The 17,408-nt window shown below is 65.3% G+C and carries 15 protein-coding genes; 9 read left to right on the top strand and 6 right to left on the bottom strand.

The genetic code is table 11. The annotated features are described in order from the left end of the window. Positions 1 to 57: 57 nt before the first annotated feature. Positions 58 to 1,326: an amidohydrolase family protein gene (locus tag WBP06_RS00255; protein ID WP_395330676.1), complete on the bottom strand. Its 1,269-nt coding sequence runs from the start codon at positions 1,324 to 1,326 to the stop codon at positions 58 to 60. 181 nt (positions 1,327 to 1,507) lie between these two features. Here WBP06_RS00255 and WBP06_RS00250 point away from each other — a divergent pair, with 181 nt between their 5' ends. The 3 genes from WBP06_RS00250 (at position 1,508) to WBP06_RS00240 (ending at position 3,725) form a co-directional block, all read left to right on the top strand. Then, a complete protein-coding gene (locus tag WBP06_RS00250; protein ID WP_395330674.1) occupies positions 1,508 to 2,785 on the top strand; it encodes a cytochrome P450 in 1,278 nt (425 codons plus the stop codon). 83 nt (positions 2,786 to 2,868) lie between these two features. Further along, entirely contained in the window at positions 2,869 to 3,384 is a 516-nt protein-coding gene (locus WBP06_RS00245; RefSeq protein ID WP_395330672.1) for an SRPBCC family protein, read from the top strand. Further along, positions 3,381 to 3,725, top strand: a complete 345-nt coding sequence (locus WBP06_RS00240; RefSeq protein WP_395330670.1) for an ArsR/SmtB family transcription factor — start codon at positions 3,381 to 3,383, stop codon at positions 3,723 to 3,725. The genes WBP06_RS00245 and WBP06_RS00240 overlap by 4 nt, the downstream gene beginning before the upstream one ends. Before the next feature lie 37 nt (positions 3,726 to 3,762). On the opposite strand, the gene WBP06_RS00235 is transcribed toward WBP06_RS00240, so the two are convergent. From WBP06_RS00235 to WBP06_RS00225, 3 genes are all read right to left on the bottom strand, one after another. Then, positions 3,763 to 5,073, bottom strand: coding sequence for an MFS transporter (locus tag WBP06_RS00235; RefSeq protein ID WP_395330668.1), 1,311 nt, complete (start codon positions 5,071 to 5,073; stop codon positions 3,763 to 3,765). A 55-nt stretch (positions 5,074 to 5,128) separates the two neighbouring features. Continuing rightward, entirely contained in the window at positions 5,129 to 5,932 is an 804-nt protein-coding gene (locus WBP06_RS00230; RefSeq protein ID WP_395330666.1) for a 2-keto-4-pentenoate hydratase, read from the bottom strand. 82 nt (positions 5,933 to 6,014) lie between these two features. Further along, positions 6,015 to 7,517 carry a UxaA family hydrolase gene (locus tag WBP06_RS00225; RefSeq protein ID WP_395330664.1) on the bottom strand — a complete coding sequence of 501 codons (1,503 nt, stop codon included), beginning with the start codon at positions 7,515 to 7,517 and terminating at the stop codon, positions 6,015 to 6,017. 130 nt (positions 7,518 to 7,647) lie between these two features. Between WBP06_RS00225 and WBP06_RS00220 the strand changes: the two genes are divergently transcribed. From WBP06_RS00220 to WBP06_RS00200, 5 genes are all read left to right on the top strand, one after another. Next, a complete protein-coding gene (locus WBP06_RS00220) occupies positions 7,648 to 8,700 on the top strand; it encodes a LacI family DNA-binding transcriptional regulator (RefSeq protein ID WP_395330662.1) in 1,053 nt (350 codons plus the stop codon). A 193-nt stretch (positions 8,701 to 8,893) separates the two neighbouring features. Continuing rightward, entirely contained in the window at positions 8,894 to 9,730 is an 837-nt protein-coding gene (kduI, locus tag WBP06_RS00215) for a 5-dehydro-4-deoxy-D-glucuronate isomerase (protein WP_395330660.1), read from the top strand. A 112-nt stretch (positions 9,731 to 9,842) separates the two neighbouring features. Further along, positions 9,843 to 10,598: a 2-dehydro-3-deoxy-D-gluconate 5-dehydrogenase KduD gene (kduD, locus tag WBP06_RS00210; RefSeq protein ID WP_395330658.1), complete on the top strand. Its 756-nt coding sequence runs from the start codon at positions 9,843 to 9,845 to the stop codon at positions 10,596 to 10,598. 9 nt (positions 10,599 to 10,607) lie between these two features. Then, a complete protein-coding gene (locus WBP06_RS00205) occupies positions 10,608 to 11,618 on the top strand; it encodes a sugar kinase (protein WP_395330656.1) in 1,011 nt (336 codons plus the stop codon). Next, the gene (locus tag WBP06_RS00200) at positions 11,581 to 13,173 is read left to right on the top strand and encodes a carboxylesterase/lipase family protein (protein WP_395330654.1); all 1,593 of its coding nucleotides are present in this window, start codon (positions 11,581 to 11,583) and stop codon (positions 13,171 to 13,173) included. The genes WBP06_RS00205 and WBP06_RS00200 overlap by 38 nt, the downstream gene beginning before the upstream one ends. A 175-nt stretch (positions 13,174 to 13,348) precedes the next feature. On the opposite strand, the gene WBP06_RS00195 is transcribed toward WBP06_RS00200, so the two are convergent. Together WBP06_RS00195 and WBP06_RS00190 are read right to left on the bottom strand one after the other, a co-directional pair. Continuing rightward, positions 13,349 to 13,750, bottom strand: a complete 402-nt coding sequence (locus WBP06_RS00195) for a cupin domain-containing protein (RefSeq protein WP_395330651.1) — start codon at positions 13,748 to 13,750, stop codon at positions 13,349 to 13,351. Next, on the bottom strand, positions 13,747 to 14,181 hold the full coding sequence (locus WBP06_RS00190; RefSeq protein WP_395330649.1) for a hypothetical protein: 435 nt from the start codon (positions 14,179 to 14,181) through the stop codon (positions 13,747 to 13,749). The genes WBP06_RS00195 and WBP06_RS00190 overlap by 4 nt, the downstream gene beginning before the upstream one ends. A gap of 277 nt (positions 14,182 to 14,458) precedes the next feature. Here WBP06_RS00190 and WBP06_RS00185 point away from each other — a divergent pair, with 277 nt between their 5' ends. Continuing rightward, positions 14,459 to 17,353, top strand: coding sequence for a TonB-dependent receptor (locus WBP06_RS00185; RefSeq protein ID WP_395330647.1), 2,895 nt, complete (start codon positions 14,459 to 14,461; stop codon positions 17,351 to 17,353). Positions 17,354 to 17,408 lie beyond the last annotated feature (55 nt).

The following is a 17,408-nucleotide window of genomic DNA, read 5'->3' as shown; positions in this document are numbered from 1 at the left end:
AAAAAGCCGGAAGCGGTTGCCCGCCTCCGGCTTTCTTCTTGAGCCGGAATGCCCCGATCAGAACGGCAGCTTGTAGAACCGCACCGCGTTGTCCTGCAGCACCTTCTTCTTGGTGGCGAAGTCGTAGCCGCCCAGCACGTCCTTGATGTGCGCCTGCACGCCCGGATAGAGCGAGGTGGGGTGCGGGAAGTCGGTTTCGAACATCACGTTCTCCACGCCGATGGTTTCCAGCAGCAGCTTGGGCGCGATCTTCTCGAACCAGAAGGTGCACATGAAGTGATCGCGGAAGTAGTCCCAGGGCTGCTTCTTCAGCACGTTGCGCTTGCTGGGCAGCATTTCCTGGAACTGGTGCTCCAGCGCTTCCACCGCGAAAGGCACCCAGCCCATGCCGCTTTCGATCAGGCCGATCTTGAGGTTCGGGTGGCGGTCCAGACGGCCCGAGACCATCCAGTTGCCCAGCGTCGCCGCGTTGCCGATCGAGAACATCGTGGCGACCACCGACAGCGTCTGTTCGAACTGGAAGCCTTCCCAGGTCAACGTGTTCGGGTCGATCGCAGCGTTCAGGTGGAAGTTGAGCGAGATGCCTTCGGCGTCGATCATTTCCAGGAACGGCGTCCAGTATTCGTGGTTGAAGCTGGGTACGCCCACACGCTCGGGCGTATCGGGCAGCACGAAGCCACGCAGGCCCATGTCGATGCAGCGGCGGGCTTCCTTCTCCATCTCCGCCTTGTTCCAGAACGGCAGGTGCGCCATCGGGAACAGGCGTTCACCCGATTCGCGCTGATAGTCGGCGTTGAAATCGTTGAACGTCTTCATGATGGTGACGGCCAGATCGTCGTCGCCCAGCGTCATCAGCATGCCGGCCTGGGTGACGCCGGAATTCTGGAAACAGATCTGCGCATAGACGCCCATGTCGTCCATCGCCTGAAGGCGTGGGGCAATCTCGTGACCGCCCGGATGCGCTTCTTCCAGCGTCGGGAAAGCCAAGCGGCCGAGCAGCTTGTTGTTGTCCTTGCGGATCACGTTGCCGCCCAGCGAACCGCAGTTGCGATCGCCGATGTACCAGCGATCGACGCCATCGGCATCGCGCTTCACGAACGGCATCTTGCTCTTCAGGCCGATCGGCGCGCGGTCGGTGAACAGCGTGGGCGGTTCGCTGAGGTGGGTATCGGTATCGACGATCTTGATGCCTTCCAGCGACGGGTCGAGCCCGCCGGACTGCGTGGCATAGTCCACCTCGCGGATCACGCCGCCCTTGGTGTAGCCTTCGGAGGACCAGTACTTGCGCGCCGAGTCCTTCATTTCCTTGGTGTCTGCGTCGGCCATGGCCGTATCTCCCAAAAACGTATTGGGGACTCATGTCGCAACCCACGGGGCCGCAATCAATCGATGAGCCCAACGCCGAGACGATGAATGGTCTTTGGCCCGGCCGCTATGATACAGCAGTCTCACTTCGTCTTGCCGCGAAGGGGCCGGCCGGGCATCCATGCTCTCGGGAGAGAACATCATGCCACAAATGCAGACGCTCGACGATATCCGTGTCGATTTCGACGCCCCCGACAATGTGCCGAAGGACCGGATCGTCGATCTCGGCTTCGCCATGGGCACCGTGCCGAACGATCTGGTGGACCCTTACGAACCCTGCGGCTGGCTGGCCGGGGACGACATTCCCCGCCTGCTCTACAACCCGCCGATGATGCACGGCCTTGGCGCGATCAGCGGCAACCGGCGCGGCAACTGGGTGGTGACGCATTACGAGGATATCGAGCGCGTCTATTCGGATAACGACCACTTTTCCAACGCCGGCACCGCCGAATTCCAGCGCCTGATCGGGGAGACGTTCAAGTCCATCCCGCTGGCCATCGATCCGCCGGACCACCAGAAGTACCGGCTCTACCTGATGCCCTATTTCAGCCCCGCGCGGATCACCCGCGATCTGGAACCGCGCATCCGCCAGGTGGTGGACGAGATGATCGGCGCCATCGAAAAGAAGGGTGAGGTCGACATGGCCTGGGATTTCGCGCGGGTATTCCCGGTGCGGATCTTCATGGGCCTGATGGGCTTCCCGGACGAGAAGTTCGACCAGTTTCTGGATTGGGAGTGGGATATCCTGCATTCCGGCAGCCTGGAAAAGATGCAGGCGGCGCTGCGCGGCGTGCTCGATTTCCTGCGCGCCTTCATCGCCGAGAAGGAGCAGAACCCGGACGAGCATCTCGTCTCCTCCATCGTCCACGGCACGATCGAAGGCCGCGCGCCCACCGATGACGAGAAGATCGGCATGGTCTGGTTCCTCTGGCTGGGCGGGCTGGACACCGTGGCCGCCACCATCGCGCAGATGTTCCGCCGCATGGCGCTGCAGCCCGACCTGCAACGGCGCATCCGCGAGAATCCGGAACTGATCAATTCGGCGGTCGAGGAATTCCTGCGCACGCAGCCGATCCTCTCCAGCGCCCGGTCCGCCACCAGGGATTTCGAATGGCACGGGATTCAGGTGCGCAAGGGCGACAGCTTTTCCTGCCTCAACCCCGCCGGCAACTTCGACCCCGCCCGCTTCGAGAACCCGCGCGAATTCGATCCGGAGCGCAAGGCCAACCGCCACTTTACGTTCGTGGGCGGCGTGCACATCTGCCTGGGCGCGCACCTTGCCCGGCGCGAGTTGCGCGTGCTGCTGGAGGAATGGTTCAAGCGGATTCCCGAATTCCGCGTAAAGCCGGGGGCGGACACTTCGGTATTCCCGGGCCTGCTGTCGATCCGCAACCTGCCGATCGTCTGGGATGTGAAGTAACACCGGGCGGGCGTAAATACGCAACCATTCGGTTGCTCCTCATGCCGCCGCATGGTACGTGAGGAGCAACCAGGAGGTTGCTCATGACTCAGGCTACCCATCAGGATCGTATCGAAAAGACCGTGGTGCTGCGCGCCAGCCGGGAGCGGGTGTGGAACGCCATCAGCGATTCCGCCCGCTTCGGCGCGTGGTTCGGGATGGAGTTCGACGGGCCTTTCGTCGCCGGGCAGGACGCGACCGGCCGGATCGTGCCCACGCAAGTCGATTCCAAAGTCGCGAAAATGCAGGAGCCGCATCGCGGCAAGCCTGCGCTGTTCCGCATCGAACGGATCGAGCCGATGACCCTGTTCGCGTTCCGCTGGCATCCCTTCGCCATCGATCCCGCGCGGAACTACGACGACGAGCCGATGACCCTCGTCACGTTCGAGCTTGAGGATGCCGACGGCGGCGTGCGGCTGACGATCACCGAATCCGGCTTCGCGCAGCTAGCTGCCGACCGGCGGGAAGCTGCCTTCAAGGCCAACAGCGGCGGGTGGGAGCATCAGAGCCGGCTGATCGCCCTCTATCTGGATCGGGCGGAGGGCGCGGGCGGATCGTGATCGGCGGAAACCAGGCCTTCGCGCAGATTCAGGGCGCGGTTCCGATCTTCGCAGCGCTGGGGGACGCGTGCCGGTTGTCGATCGTGACCCGGCTCGGCGCGGAGGGGCCGCTTTCGACCATGCGGCTGAACAGCGCCGATCTGGCCGTCTCGCGGCAGGGCCTGACCAAGCACTTGCGCGTGCTGGAAGATGCCGGGCTGGTGGAAAGCTTCCGCGTCGGCCGCGATCGCCAGTGGCAATTGCGGCCCGATCGGCTGGAGACGGTCCGGCTCTATCTGGACCGCGTCTCGGCAGAGTGGGATGCGCGCATCGAACGGCTGCGCATATTCGTGGAAGAATAGACGGCGGAGGCCACTTCCGGCCCCCGCCGTCTATCGGTCAGACCTGTGCCTGTCCCAGCTTCGGGCTGAGCAAGTGGACCACCGCCAGCGCCAGCAGATAGGCGCTCGCGCAGATCGCGAAGAGCACCTGATAGCTGTGGGTGGCGTCGAGGATGTAGCCGGCGAACAGGGCCATGCCCATGCCGCCCAGCGCGCCCACGGTGCCGCCGATGCCGACCACCGAACCCACCGCGCCGCGCGGGAACATGTCCGAAGGCAGGGTGTAGAGATTGGCCGAGAACGCCTGGTGCGCGGCCGTTGCCAGCCCGATGATCAGCACCGCCATCCAGACGCTGTCGATCGATTGCGCGAACCAGATCGGCAGGACGCAGAGCGCGCTGATCAGCATCGTCACCTTGCGGGCGAAGTTGGGCGTGCGGCCCGCCTTGATCAGCTTGGACGAAAGCCAGCCGCCCGCCACGCTGCCCACGTCGGAGATCAGGTAGATCGCCGCCAGCGGCAGGCCGAAGCTCTTCAGGTCAAGGTCGTAGCGCTCGAACAGGTAACCCGGCAGCCAGAACAGGAAGAACCACCAGATCGGGTCGATCAGGAACTTGCCCAGGGCATAGGCCCAGGTTTCCTTCACCGTCAGCAGGCGGCCCCAGCCGATCTTCTCCACCGGGTCGGCCGGGTCCTGGCGGATCCAGTCCAGTTCCTCACGCGTGACGCGGGCATGCTCGCTGGGGTGGCGGTAGATCGCCCACCACGCCACCAGCCAGGCCACACCGAACAGGCCGGTAACGAAGAAGGCCGCGCGCCAGTCGAACCACAGCACCAGCAGCGGCACCAGCAGCGGGGTGATGATCGCACCCACATTCGCCCCGGCATTGAACAGGCCGATGGCGAAGGCGCGCTCCTTCTGGGGGAACCAGTCGGTGACGGCGCGGATGCCGGCGGGAAAATTGCCCGATTCGCCGATGCCAAGGCCGAAGCGCGCCGCCGCGAAGGAGACGACGCCGGTGGCGAAACCGTGCGCCATGTGGCTGATCGTCCAGATCACGATGGCGATGGTGTAACCCAGCCGCGCGCCCAGCACGTCCACCACTTTGCCGAACGAGAGGTAGCCGATCGCGTAGGCCAGCTGGAACCAGAAGACGATTCCCGCGAAATCGCTCTCGGTCCAGTGGAATTCGCCCGCCAGCGTGGGCTTCAGCACGCCGATCATCTGACGGTCGATATAGTTCACCGCGGTCGCCGCGAAGAGCAGCGCGACCACCACCCAGCGATGGCGCCCGGATTTCACCGGAGCGGCGGGAACGGCGCGATTCACGTCGCCGCCGATCCCGATGCTTGTGGTGCCTGCATCCATTTCCCTGCTCCCTTTGTCGGCGGCCCTTTTAGGCCTGCCGGACCGTCTCGTCTGTTCAGGCGGGCACCGCCGCCGCGATAGTGCAACGCACGGTACCGTGCTGCGCGAAGGAGGCCATCACCGTCTGCCCCGGCACGACCGGATGAACCCCGGTTACCGCGCCGGTGGAAACCCAGGTGCCCGCGCTGCAATCGATCCCGCGCGCAACCAGGTTGCCCAGCAGGAAGCGCACCGCGCCCAGCGGCCCGTCCAGCATCGTTGCCGTGGTCGCCTCACCCGCCGTTGCGCCGTCGATATCGAAGCGCACGGTGATCGCGTTGAAGTCTGCGCTCTGCCAGCCTTCCAGCACGGGGCCGATCACCATGCCGGCATTGTTGCCGAAGTCGGAAATCGTCACCGTCGGGCCATCGGCATTGATGCCCGGATAGGGCGAGCTGGCGATTTCGAGGCCGATGTGCACGGCATCCAGCACCGCCAGCGTGCCGGCATCGTCCGCCGGAACCACGCCATTCCAGCCGGCCGCGACGTGCAGCAGGAATTCCGCCTCCGCCGCCGCGAAGCCATCGGCGAACACCGGCATTTCCGGCACTTCGCCGTTGGGGGCATCGATCACGCTGTCCGCGAAGATCGGTCCCGAAAGCCGGTTGGCGCCCAGCCGCGCATCGTCGGGCACATTGATCTTGCCCACTTTCCAGCCGACCACCGCACGTCCGTCCAGTTCAAGCGCCAGGTTCTGGATCGCATAGGCGGTGTCGAGGTTGGAAGGCGTTTCGCCGGGATAGCTAGCCAGCGCGCGCTTCTCGCGCCGCGCCGCCACGAATGCTCCCGCGATCGTTTTCGCCTGTTCGGTCAAACTCATCCCTTACCCCAATATCTCGTTGATCAGATCGCTATAGGAAACCGGTGTCATAAGCAAACGCAATTGGCCATGACGATGGATGTCAAAGGGTTACGCCCCTTTTCCAGACGGCAATGGCGCGCTGGCCGCCGCGTTCGGAGGCGGTCCGCTCGCCGCTGGCAAAGCTGAGGATTCGGGCCAGAAAAGCGGTGTCCGCCGCGCCCTGCCCTTCGTCCAGCGCGATGGAGGCGTCGAAGTCGATCCAGTGCGGCTTCGATTCGGCCAGCGTGCGGTTGGACGCGACCTTGATCGTCGGCACCGGAAAGCCCAGCGGCGTGCCGCGCCCGGTGGTGAACAGCACCAAGGTCGCGCCCGATGCCGCCAATGCAGTGGAAGACACCGCGTCGTTGCCCGGCGCTTCCAGCAGGGTGACGCCCGGCACGCTGGCCTGCCCGCCGTAATCGATCACGTCGCAAAGCGGCGCATGGCCCGCCTTCTGCACCGCGCCCAGCGACTTTTCCTCCAGCGTGGTGATCCCGCCCGCCAGATTGCCGGGCGAGGGATTCTCCGAAACCGGCATGCCCTGGTCGAGATAATAGCGCTTGAAACGGTTCACCAAACCCGCCGCCGCTTCGAACACCGCGCGCGAGGTGGAACGATCCAGCAGTGCCTGTTCGGCGCCGAAAATCTCCGGAATTTCGGTGAGGATCGCCTTGCCGCCGGCCTGCGCCATCGTTTCCGACAGGCGGCCGAGCAGCGGATTGGCGGTGAGGCCGGAAAACCCGTCCGACCCGCCGCATTTCAGGCCGATGGTCAGCGCGGAAAGCGGCAGTTCCGTCCGTTCGGCCTTGGCCGCTTCGGCCACCAGCTCATCAATCAGTTGGCCCGCTTCCGCGATTTCGTTGCCGGCGGATTGGCTGGACAGCACCCGCAGTTTGGACCGCGCCCAGACCGGCACCGCCTCCACCAGTGCGTCCAACTGGTTCGATTCGCAGCCCAGCCCCAGCAGCAACACGCCTGCCGCATTCGGGCTGGCCGCCAGCCCCGCCAGCACGGCGCGCGTGCCGTCCAGATCGTCACCCAGTTGCGAACAGCCGTGGGGGTGGGCGAAAGCGTGGACGCCGTCGATCCGGCCATCCGCGATCAAGTCCGCGTGCCGCGCCTGCGCTTCGCGCGCGACCTGTTCGGCGGTCATGCCGACGCAGCCGACGGTGGGCAGGATCCAGATCTCGTTCCGCGTCGCCGCGCGGCCATCGGCGCGCAGATAGCCGCGCCATGTGGGGCCTGCCTTGTCCGCTTCCGCATGAATTTCCACCGCGCCCAGGTGCGGCGAATAGGCCAGTTCCCCCGCCAGCGCGGTGGCCAGATTGTGCGTGTGGACATGCTCGCCCGCCGCAATCGCCTGCGTCGCCCGGCCGATGGACTGGCCATACTTCACCACCATGTCGCCTGCGGCAATGTTCCGCAAAGCGAACTTGTGCCCGCGTGCCACATCGTCGCGCAGGGTCACGCCCTCGGCCTGTTCGCCGGCGGCTAGGGGGCGCAGCGCCACGGCCACATCGTCGGCGGCGTGGATGCGAATGGCGGAAGGAATCGTGTTCGTCATTGATGGCCCGTTTATCCGGGCTTCCCTGTTTTGGAAACCGGTGTCATCTTGCCTTTGCGACGATCAGAAGGCAAGTCGGTGTCAACCGCACCTCTTGAGAACAGACGGGCGAATGACAGAAGGGGCGAGAATGCCGAAGGAATCCAAGCGCGATGCGCAAACGACGGGCCAGATTGCGGGGAAACCCACGATCAACGACGTCGCGCGTCTTTCCGGCGTTTCGAAGAAAACGGTCAGCCGCGTCATCAACAAGTCCCCCCTGCTGAACCAGACCACGCGCGAAAAGGTGGAGGCGGTGATCGCCGAACTGGGCTTCGTGCCCAATCTGCAGGCCCGCGCGCTGGCCCTGCGGCGGAACTTCCTGATCGGCCTGATCCACGACAACCCGAACGCGCAGATGGTGCTGGGGGTACAGGAGGGCATCCTCCAGACGATCCGCGACACCGAATTCGCGCTGGTCGTGCGCCCGGTGGACCGTCATTCGCCCAGGCTGCTGGACGATATTCGCCACTTCATCGAACAGCAGCGGCTCTATGGCGTGCTGCTGCTGCCGCCGATTTCCGAAAACGACGAACTGGCCGCGCTATGCCGCGAACTCGGCTGCTCGCTGGTGCGCATGGGCTCCGCCCCGCTGGACGACGAGGCGCATCTGGTCGCATCGAACGACCGGCAGGCGGTGCGGGAGGCGGTGGCGTGGCTGGCCAGCCTGGGCCACCGACGCATCGGCTTCATCGCCGGGCCCGCCGGCTTCCGCTCCGCCGCCGAGCGTGAGCAGGGATTTGCCGAAGGGCTGACCGAAGCGGGGCTTTCGCCCGATCCGGCGATCTCCACGCGCGGCGATTACAAGTTCGAATCGGGCTATGAGGCCGGGCAGCGCCTGCTAGACGCATCTCCGCGTCCCACGGCGGTCTTCTCCAGCAACGACGAGATGGCCGCCGGTTTGCTCCACGCCGCGCGCGAACGCGGGATCGAGGTGCCGGGGCAGCTTTCGATCATCGGCTTCGACGATACCGCCATCGCCGCGCATATCTGGCCGCCGCTGACCACCGTGCGCTGGCCGATCCTGTCGATGGCCGCCGCCGCCGCGCACAAGCTGATCGAGCCGGGCGACGCCCATTCGCGACAGGCGCTGTTCCTGTCCGACCTGGTGCGCCGCGCCTCGGTAGCTCCGCCGGAAAGCTGATATTGTTTGAAAATCCGCCGCGGGCCGGTGCCGCGCCGAAAATGCCCATTCGGGCATTTTCCAAATAGACCCCGATCCACTTTACCCACCATTGACACCGGTTACCAAAGCTGGATAAGAGCCGGATAGGACTTGACCATAAATGCAATAATGTCCCACTATACGGAACTGAATTCCAAAGGGAGAGAGACCCGTGTTCTGCAAGACCTACCACGCCACCCATCCTGACATGATGGAGTGCGTCTCCAACGAGGAACTGCGTGATCGCTACCTCGTCGGCGGCATGTTCGAGGACGGCAAGGTCAACCTCAACTACTCGCACAACGAACGCTTCGTGATCGGCGGCGCGGTGCCCAGCAAGGGCCCGCTGAAGCTGCCCGCGCAGACCGTTCCCAAGAGCGCGGAAGGCAAGCCCTTCCTTGAGCGCCGCGAAGCCGGCATCACCAATATCGGCGGCCCGGGCGCGATCACGGTCGATGGCCAGCGCTTCGAGGTTGGCAACAAGGAATGCCTCTACGTGCCGATGGGTTCGGACGAGGTGATCTTCGAGGGTGAGACCGCGCGCTTCTACATCGCATCGGTCCCCGCGCATAAGGCCTGCCCGATCAAGCTGATCACGCTGGCCGAAGCGAACCCGCTGGCGCGCGGCGATCTGGCCAATTCGAACCAGCGCACGATCTACCAGCTCGTCATCCCCGGCGTCTGCGAGAGCGCGCAGCTGCTGCTGGGCCTTACCGTGCTGGAAGAAGGTTCGGTGTGGAACACCATGCCGCCGCACCTGCATGACCGCCGCAGCGAGATCTACCTCTACTTCGAACTGCCCGAAGAGAACGACCGCATCTTCCACTACATGGGCGAGCCCGACCAGATGCGCCACATCGTGATCGCCAACGAAGAGGCCGTGATCAGCCCGCCGTGGTCGATCCACATGGGTTCGGGCACCAAGAAGTACGCGTTCATCTGGGCCATGGGCGGGGAAAACCTCGACTATACCGACATGAACGTGCTGGATATCTGCCAGCTTCAGTAAGGCGCGCTCTTTCCCCGAACCAGGGGAAGCACAGCGGCGAAGCGATCCGGGGGAGAGACTTCGGATCGCTTCGTGCCGCCCTGAATGACGCGATTGGGACAGGACGTAACTTATGGCGATTTCCTTCAGCCTAGAAGGCAAGGCCGCGCTGGTGACCGGCGCCAACACCGGGATCGGGCAGGCCATTGCCGTGGCGCTGGCCGAAGCGGGCGCGGACGTTGCCCTTGCCGGCCGCAGCGAACCCACCGAAACGATCGCGCTGATCGAAGCGACCGGCCGCAAGTGCGTGAACATCAAGGCGGACCTCTCCTCGATCGAACCCGTCCAGCGCGTGATCGATGAGGCGGTGGCCGGCCTCGGCAAAGTAGACATTCTGGTCAACAATGCCGGGATCATCCGCCGCGACGACCTGCTCCAGTTCTCCGAAGAGGATTGGGATGCGGTGATGGACACCAACCTCAAGACCCTGTTCTTCCTCAGCCAGGCAGCGGCGAAGGGCATGGTGGAATTAGGGGGCGGCAAGATCGTCAACATCGCCTCGCTACTCACCTTCCAAGGCGGCATCCGCGTGCCCAGCTACGCGGCGGCAAAGTCCGGCGTGGGCGGCGTGACCAAGGCCATGGCCAACGAACTGGCCGCCAAGGGCGTGCAGGTGAACGCCATCGCCCCGGGCTACATCTCCACCAACAATACCGCCGCGTTGCAGGGCGACGAGACGCGCAACCGCCAGATCCTGGAGCGCATCCCGACCGGCCGCTGGGGTGATCCCAAGGATATCGCCGGGGCTGCCGTGTTCCTGGCCTCGCCCGCATCCGACTATGTCACCGGCCACGTTCTCGCCGTCGACGGCGGCTGGCTGGCGCGCTAGGCCCAGCGGATGACCGGACATATCACCTGCTTCGGCGAAGTGCTGCTGCGCTTCGCCACCCCTTCCCACCGCCTGATGGTGCAGTGCGACGCGCTCGACATGGTGGTGGGCGGGGCCGAGGCCAACGTCGCCGCCGGCCTTGCCTCGCTGGGGCACGCCGTGGGCATGGTCACGCGGCTGCCCGCCAGTCCGCTGGGGGACAAGGCCCGTTCGGCACTGGCGGCGGCAGGCGTGGACACGCGCCACGTCGCCAACGGCCCCGGCCGCATGGGGCTCTATTTCCTCGAAAGCGGCGCGGGCCTGCGCCCTTCGGCCATCACGTACGATCGCGCCGGCAGCACCTTTGCCCAGAGCGCGCCGCAGGACTTCGACTTTGCCGCCGCGCTGGACGGTGCCCGGCTGCTGCACCTTTCCGGCATCACCCCGGCGCTCGGCCCCGGCGGCGTGGCGCTCGCCAAGGCGGCGGTGCGCGCGGCCCAGGAAGCGGGTGTGCCGATCTGTTTCGACGGCAATTACCGCGCGCTGCTTTGGGAAAGCTGGGACAGCAACCCGCGTGAGATCCTGAACGAACTGGTTTCCGCCGCCACGGTGATGATCGGCAACCATCGCGACATCTCGCTGCTGCTGGGCAAGGACTTCTCGGGCGACGGTGAAGACCGCCGACGCGAAGCGGCCGAGGCGGCCTTTGCCGCCTTCCCCAAGCTTCAGTACATCGCCTCCACCGCGCGCCACGTGGTCAACGCCGCGCACCACCGCATCGCCGCACGGATCGACGCGCGTGAGGCGGCATACCAGACCGATGAAGTGGAAGTGACGCAGATCGTCGACCGCATCGGCACCGGGGACGCCTTTGCCGTGGGCGTGCTGCACCGCTGGCTGGAAGGCGCGGACATTACAAGAATGGCGCAGGCCGGGCTGGCCTACACGGTGCTGAAGCACTCCCTGCCCGGAGACATGTGCCTGATCGGACCGGGAGAACTCGATGCCTTTTCCGCCAGTGGAGGTGACGTCCGCCGCTAGGACCGCACCCTTGACCTCTCGGCGCACGGTGCTTGCCGGCACCGCCGCCGCGCTTGTTGCGGGTGCCACCCCGGCCCTCGCCCGTTCGCCGGTCGCGCCGGTGGTGGGCCGCTATCAGGGGTTCAACCAGCAGGGCGTGATGGCCTTCAAGGGCATCCGCTATGGCCGGGCCACCCGCTTTGCCCGCGCCGTGGCCGAGCCTTTCGACGGGCCGCGCGTGGACGCGCGGCAGTTCGGGCCGATCTGCCCGCAGCGCGGCATGGACGACCAGCCGCAGTCCGAAGACTGCCTGTTCCTCAACGTCTGGACGCCCGAGGCGAACCCGGCCGCCAAGCGGGCGGTCATGGTCTATTTCCACGGCGGCGCCTACACGACGGGATCGGTCACCGATCCGCTGACGCAAGGCGCGAAACTGGCGGCCGATGGCGATGTGGTGGTCGTCACCGTCAACCACCGCCTCAATGCGCTGGGCTATGCCTGGCTAAAGCCGTTCGGCGCGAAGTATGCGGACAGCGGCAATCTCGGCCAGTTGGACCTGATCCTGGCGCTGCAGTGGATTCGCGCGCACATCGCCGCGTTCGGCGGCGATCCGGCGCGGGTCATGGTGTTCGGCCAATCGGGCGGCGGTGCCAAGATCGCCACGCTGATGGCCATGCCCGCCGCCAAGGGCCTGTTCCACTCCGCCGCGACGATGAGCGGGCAGCAGGTGCAGGCCAGCGGGCCGATGCACGCATGGGCGCGCACGCAGGCGCTGATGGCAGCGCTGAAGCTGGCGCCCGGCGATGTCGAAGGGCTGCGCACCATGCCGGTGGAGCGGCTGACCGCCGCGCTCGACACCATCGATCCGGTGATGGGCAGCGGCCCGGTCTACTTCGGTCCGGTGCTCGACATGACCAACCTGCCGCGCCATCCGTTCTGGCCCGACGCCGCGCCGCAGTCGCTGGCGGTGCCGATGATCCTCGGCAACGTCCACGATGAGACCCGCGCCTTCCTCGATCCGCGTGGACCCAAGCTCAAGGGCCTGGACTGGAGCAACGTGGCCGAACGCATGGGCCGCGAGGTGAAGATCGACATCGACCCGCAATGGGTGATCGACCAGTATCGCGCCCGCGAGCCGGGCTGGACGGTGGAGCAGGTCTATTACGCCGCAACCACGGCGGGCCGGTCCTGGCCCGGGCAGGTGATCGAGGCGGACGAGCGCGCGAAAACGGGCGCGGCGGCGACGTGGGTCTATCAGCTTGAGCGCCCGTCGCCGGTCGATCCGCTGCGCGGCGCGGCGCATACGGACGACATTCCCTATGTGTTCGGTACGCTGGACGCGAAAGGCAGTTTCTCGGGCACCGATGCCGGGGCCCAAGCATTGAGCAAGGCGATGATGGGCGCGTTCACCGGGCTAGCGAAAACCGGCCGGCCGGGCATCGCGGACTGGGCGGCCTATACGGTGCCTCAGCGCACGACGATGGTGTTCGGAAACAATGTCCGCGTCGAGAACGACCCGCGTGGGTGGCAGCGCGAGTTATGGGCTACGGCGCCGTACGTCCAGCCGGGGACGTGACCCAGCACACCCTCACGCCCCTTATCCCGTCGCCCCCGCGAAGGCGGGGGCCCCGCTTTTCTTCTGCCACATAGCGGTAAGCCGCAACATTCAAGAAGCGGGATCCCCGCCTTCGCGGGGATGACGAAGGTAGTTATGTGATGGTGGGGGCGAACCGTCGGCCGCCCCTCCCCCCTCACTTGCCGGCGGGCACCGGCGGATTGGGATAGGCGACAATCAGCGACAGCGGTTGTTCGCCCTTCTGCCAGATGCCGACCACCGCACCGTTGTAGAGATAGGCCGTCATCCCCGGCTTCAACGTGGCACGCTGGCCATCCGACACCACCTCGCCCTCGCCGGAGAGCACGTAGTACACCTCATCGTGCGCGATGGGATGTTCGCCGATCGCCGCACCCTTGTGGAGGATACGGCGGCGGAATTCCATCGCGCGCGGGGCCGGCGCGGCGTCGGAGATGCGGTAGGCGGTGCTCATGCCGATGGACCCGTGCGGAGGGGCTTCCTCACGCACGGTGTCCTTCTCGTCGATCACGGCCATCGGCGGCGCGGAAGCGGCCATCAACAGCAGCGCGGCGATCACTTTCTCGCCCCTGTTTCTCGCATGGCCTTGTCACGGCTGGAGAGCATTTCCTGCGCCCCGGCATGGTCGCCCGGATAGAGGTCAGGTTTCGGTGTCATCGTCATCGGGTTCCAGTCCTTCTCCACAAAAGGCGCGCGGGTTTCGGCCAGGTGGGGATAACCGCCCACCACCTTTTCGTTATCGATCACTTCGCCGCAGCCTTCGGCCACGGCAAACAGCATGCGGATCTCGTCCGCCGAACGGACCCACGGGTGGGCGCCGACGGTCTGCAGCGATCCGGGGCCATCCGTTACCGGCGCGGTGACGCGGATGATTCGCCCGCCGTCGCCTCCGGTGGTCGCATCCCAGGCTTGTGCGAAAGCGGTGGAAGGGGCCGCCAAAGCCAGCGTGGAGGTGATGAGCAAACGGCTGAACGCCGCCGATTTCTTCACTGTACATCTCCCGTTGCACTGGTTCTTGACAGGGTGGGGTCCCTGCGGTCATAGTTCATGACACCGGTTACCAAGATCGGCAAGAAAGACTGGGTGCAGACTGCAGATTGTCCATAAGGGCAGATGCGGGCTCGCCGAAATGCACCGAACGGTGCATGAGCGTGCGCTGTGAGGCGCAGGGAGCAGAATGCCGGACGAAAGGATGCGTGGTCTTGCCGCGCCTCCCCATGACACCGGTATCATAGACAGGCCGACAAGGCCGCGAGGGGGAGTGATCATGCAATCGCATGTTTCGAGGATTTCGCTGTTCAAGATTGCCCTGACTTTGGGTGCCGCCGGCAGTGCGCTGGCGCTGCCGCAGGTCGCGTCGGCACAGGACGCCGCACCGCAGTCCACGGCGCCTGCCAGCACCGTTGGCACCGAAGACACGCCGACCGAAGCCATCATCGTCACCGGCTATCGCAAGTCGCTGGAAGCCGCGCTCAGCGTGAAGCGCGATTCGGTGTCGGCCGTCGATGCCGTCGTGGCCGAGGACATGGCCAAGTTCCCCGACCAGAACCTGGCCGAATCGCTGCAGCGCATTCCCGGCATCTCGATCCAGCGTGACGGCGGCGAAGGCCGCTCGATCACCGTGCGCGGCCTTGGCGCCCAGTTCACCCGCGTTCGCGTGAACGGCCTTGAAACGATCGCCACCAGTTCCGACGGCGCCAGCGCCAACCGCGATCGTTCGTTCGATTTCAACGTCTTCGCGTCCGAACTGTTCAGCAGCCTGGTCGTCCACAAGACCGCCGAAGCCAGCCTGGACGAAGGCTCGCTGGGCGCGGTGGTCGATCTGAACACCGGCAATCCGCTGGCGGGCAAGACCGGCCTTTCCGCCGTGCTGAACGTGCAGGGTTCGTACAACGACCTGTCGAAGAACGTCGGCCCGCGCATCGCCGGCCTGCTTTCGTGGAAGAACGATGCCGGCACGCTGGGCGTAAACCTGTCGGCCGCCTATTCGCACACCGATACGCTGGAAACCGGCAACAACACGGTGCGCTGGGCGCAGGCCTACTTCAACTCGGTGGATGGCACGCCCTGCTTCTATTCGGTGCCCGGCGCCACCGGTGGCAACCCGGTCAATTCGGGCGGCTACTACCGCCCCTCCGCCGCGTGCGACGAAGCCTCGCTCTCGTTCCACGCGCGCATTCCGCGCTACGGCAAGGTGGAGCATGACCGCGAACGCCTGGGCCTGACCGGATCGATCCAGTTCGAGCCGACCGACCGCACCAAGCTCTCGATCGACGGGCTCTATTCCCGCTTCAAGGAAAAGCGCGCCGAACAGTGGCTGGAAGTGCTGGCCCGTTCGAACGAGCGCAGCTTCAACGTCGTCGACCCGACCTATGACGACAACGGCAACATGGTCAGCGGCACGTACAACAACGCCTATGTCCGCACCGAAAGCTACCTGCGCAAGTCGGACACCGAATTCTATCAGATCGGCGCCACGCTGGATCAGGATATCACCGATACCTTCCGCGTCACCGCGCTGGGCGGCATCTCGCAATCCAACGCCAAGATCCCGGTCGAAACCACCATCGCCTATGACGCCAAGGGCGCCAATGGCTTCAACTTCGACTATTCGGACATGAAGTCGCCGGTGCTCAGCTACGGCATCGACGTGACCAACCCGGCAACCTTCCAGCTCGCCGAAATCCGCGACCGTCCTTCCTACGTGAAGAACCAGTTCAAGACCGGCCAGCTGCGCAGCGAATGGGACGTGACCGAAGGCTTCACCGTGAAGGCCGGCGCGGTCTGGCGGCGGTACAACTTCCGCACCCAGCTGTGGACGCGCGACACCGTGGCCTGCAGCGGCAACGGCAAGCCCGACCTGATCCTGGGCACCACCACCTGCTCGGCCAGCGTCTACGGCCTGCCCGTCACCTCCGACATCTCGCAACTGGTCAACCTGGGCGATGCCGGCCAGGCCAGCGGCACCACCGATTCCTGGCTGGTGGCGAACATCAACAACGCCGCCGACTATACCAACCTCTACCAGCGCACCGCGGTCGAGGATCTCGGCAGCAACCGCCGCGTTCAGGAAACCACCTCGGGCGGGTATCTCCAGTTCGACGTGAAGGGTGACATCTTCGGGCTGGAATTCGCGGGCAATGCGGGCATGCGCTATGCCCACACCAACCAGCAGTCGACCGGCTACACCGCCGGCGTCGCCGCCACCGTGGAGCGGACCTACGACGACTGGCTGCCGTCGATGAACCTGGCCTTCTATCCCACGCATGACGTGATCGTGCGCGGCGCGGTGGCCAAGGTGATCACCCGGCCTTCGCTGGGCAACCTGAACCCCGGCGGTTCGGTCGACGGGTTCAACTACAAGGTCACTTACGGCAACCCGTTCCTCGATCCCTACCGGGCGACCAACTTCGACGCGTCGGTCGAATGGTACTTCGCACCGGGCGCGCTGCTGTCGGTGGCGGGCTTCATCAAGAAGATCGAAAGCTTCCCGGTTTCCGGCACCTACACCGCCACGCTGCCGCAGCTGGGCCTCGACAAATCGGTGCTGACGCCCAGCTCGCCTGCCTACATCAACTACGATCCCAATCAGGAATACGTGGTCTCGTCGCAGGTGAACGGCCAGGGTGCAACGCTGAAGGGCGTGGAAGTGGCGCTGCAGATGCCCTTCACCTTCCTGCCGGGCATCCTCAGCCACACCGGCTTCCAGGGCAATGCCACCTTCATCAAGAGCGATGCCGACTACCAGCAGACCGGCCCGGCGGTTTCGGCCTGCACACGCAATGCCACCACCGGCGCCTGCGCCCTGACCGGCGTATCGGCGATCTACAACTCGACGCTCTACGGCGTGTCGAAGCGGGCCTGGAACGCCACGCTCTACTATGACGATGGCAAGTTCAGCATTCGCGGTTCGGTCAGCTATCGCGGGCCCTTCGTCGATCAGGGCAGCGCCACCGGCAACGTGTTCGAAGGCTATGGCTCGTACACCAGCGTCGATGCTGCCGTGCGCTATCAGGCGACCGACTGGCTGGAACTCTCGGTGGACGGCAACAACCTGACCGACGAATATCGCTACCGCTGGAACGACGTCGATGCCCAGCGCAACTACGAGAACAACCACTTCGGGCGCACCATCCTGTTCGGCGCGCGGGTCAAGTACTGATCCCGCACACCGGCCGGATGGCCCTGAATACCTGACTTGAAATAATACCTGACTT

Origin of the sequence: Novosphingobium mississippiense, assembly GCF_044029535.1 — a bacterium.
Lineage (GTDB): Bacteria > Pseudomonadota > Alphaproteobacteria > Sphingomonadales > Sphingomonadaceae > Novosphingobium.
Note: the sequence above shows the minus strand (reverse complement) of the source record. Positions and strands in the feature narration are given on the sequence as shown.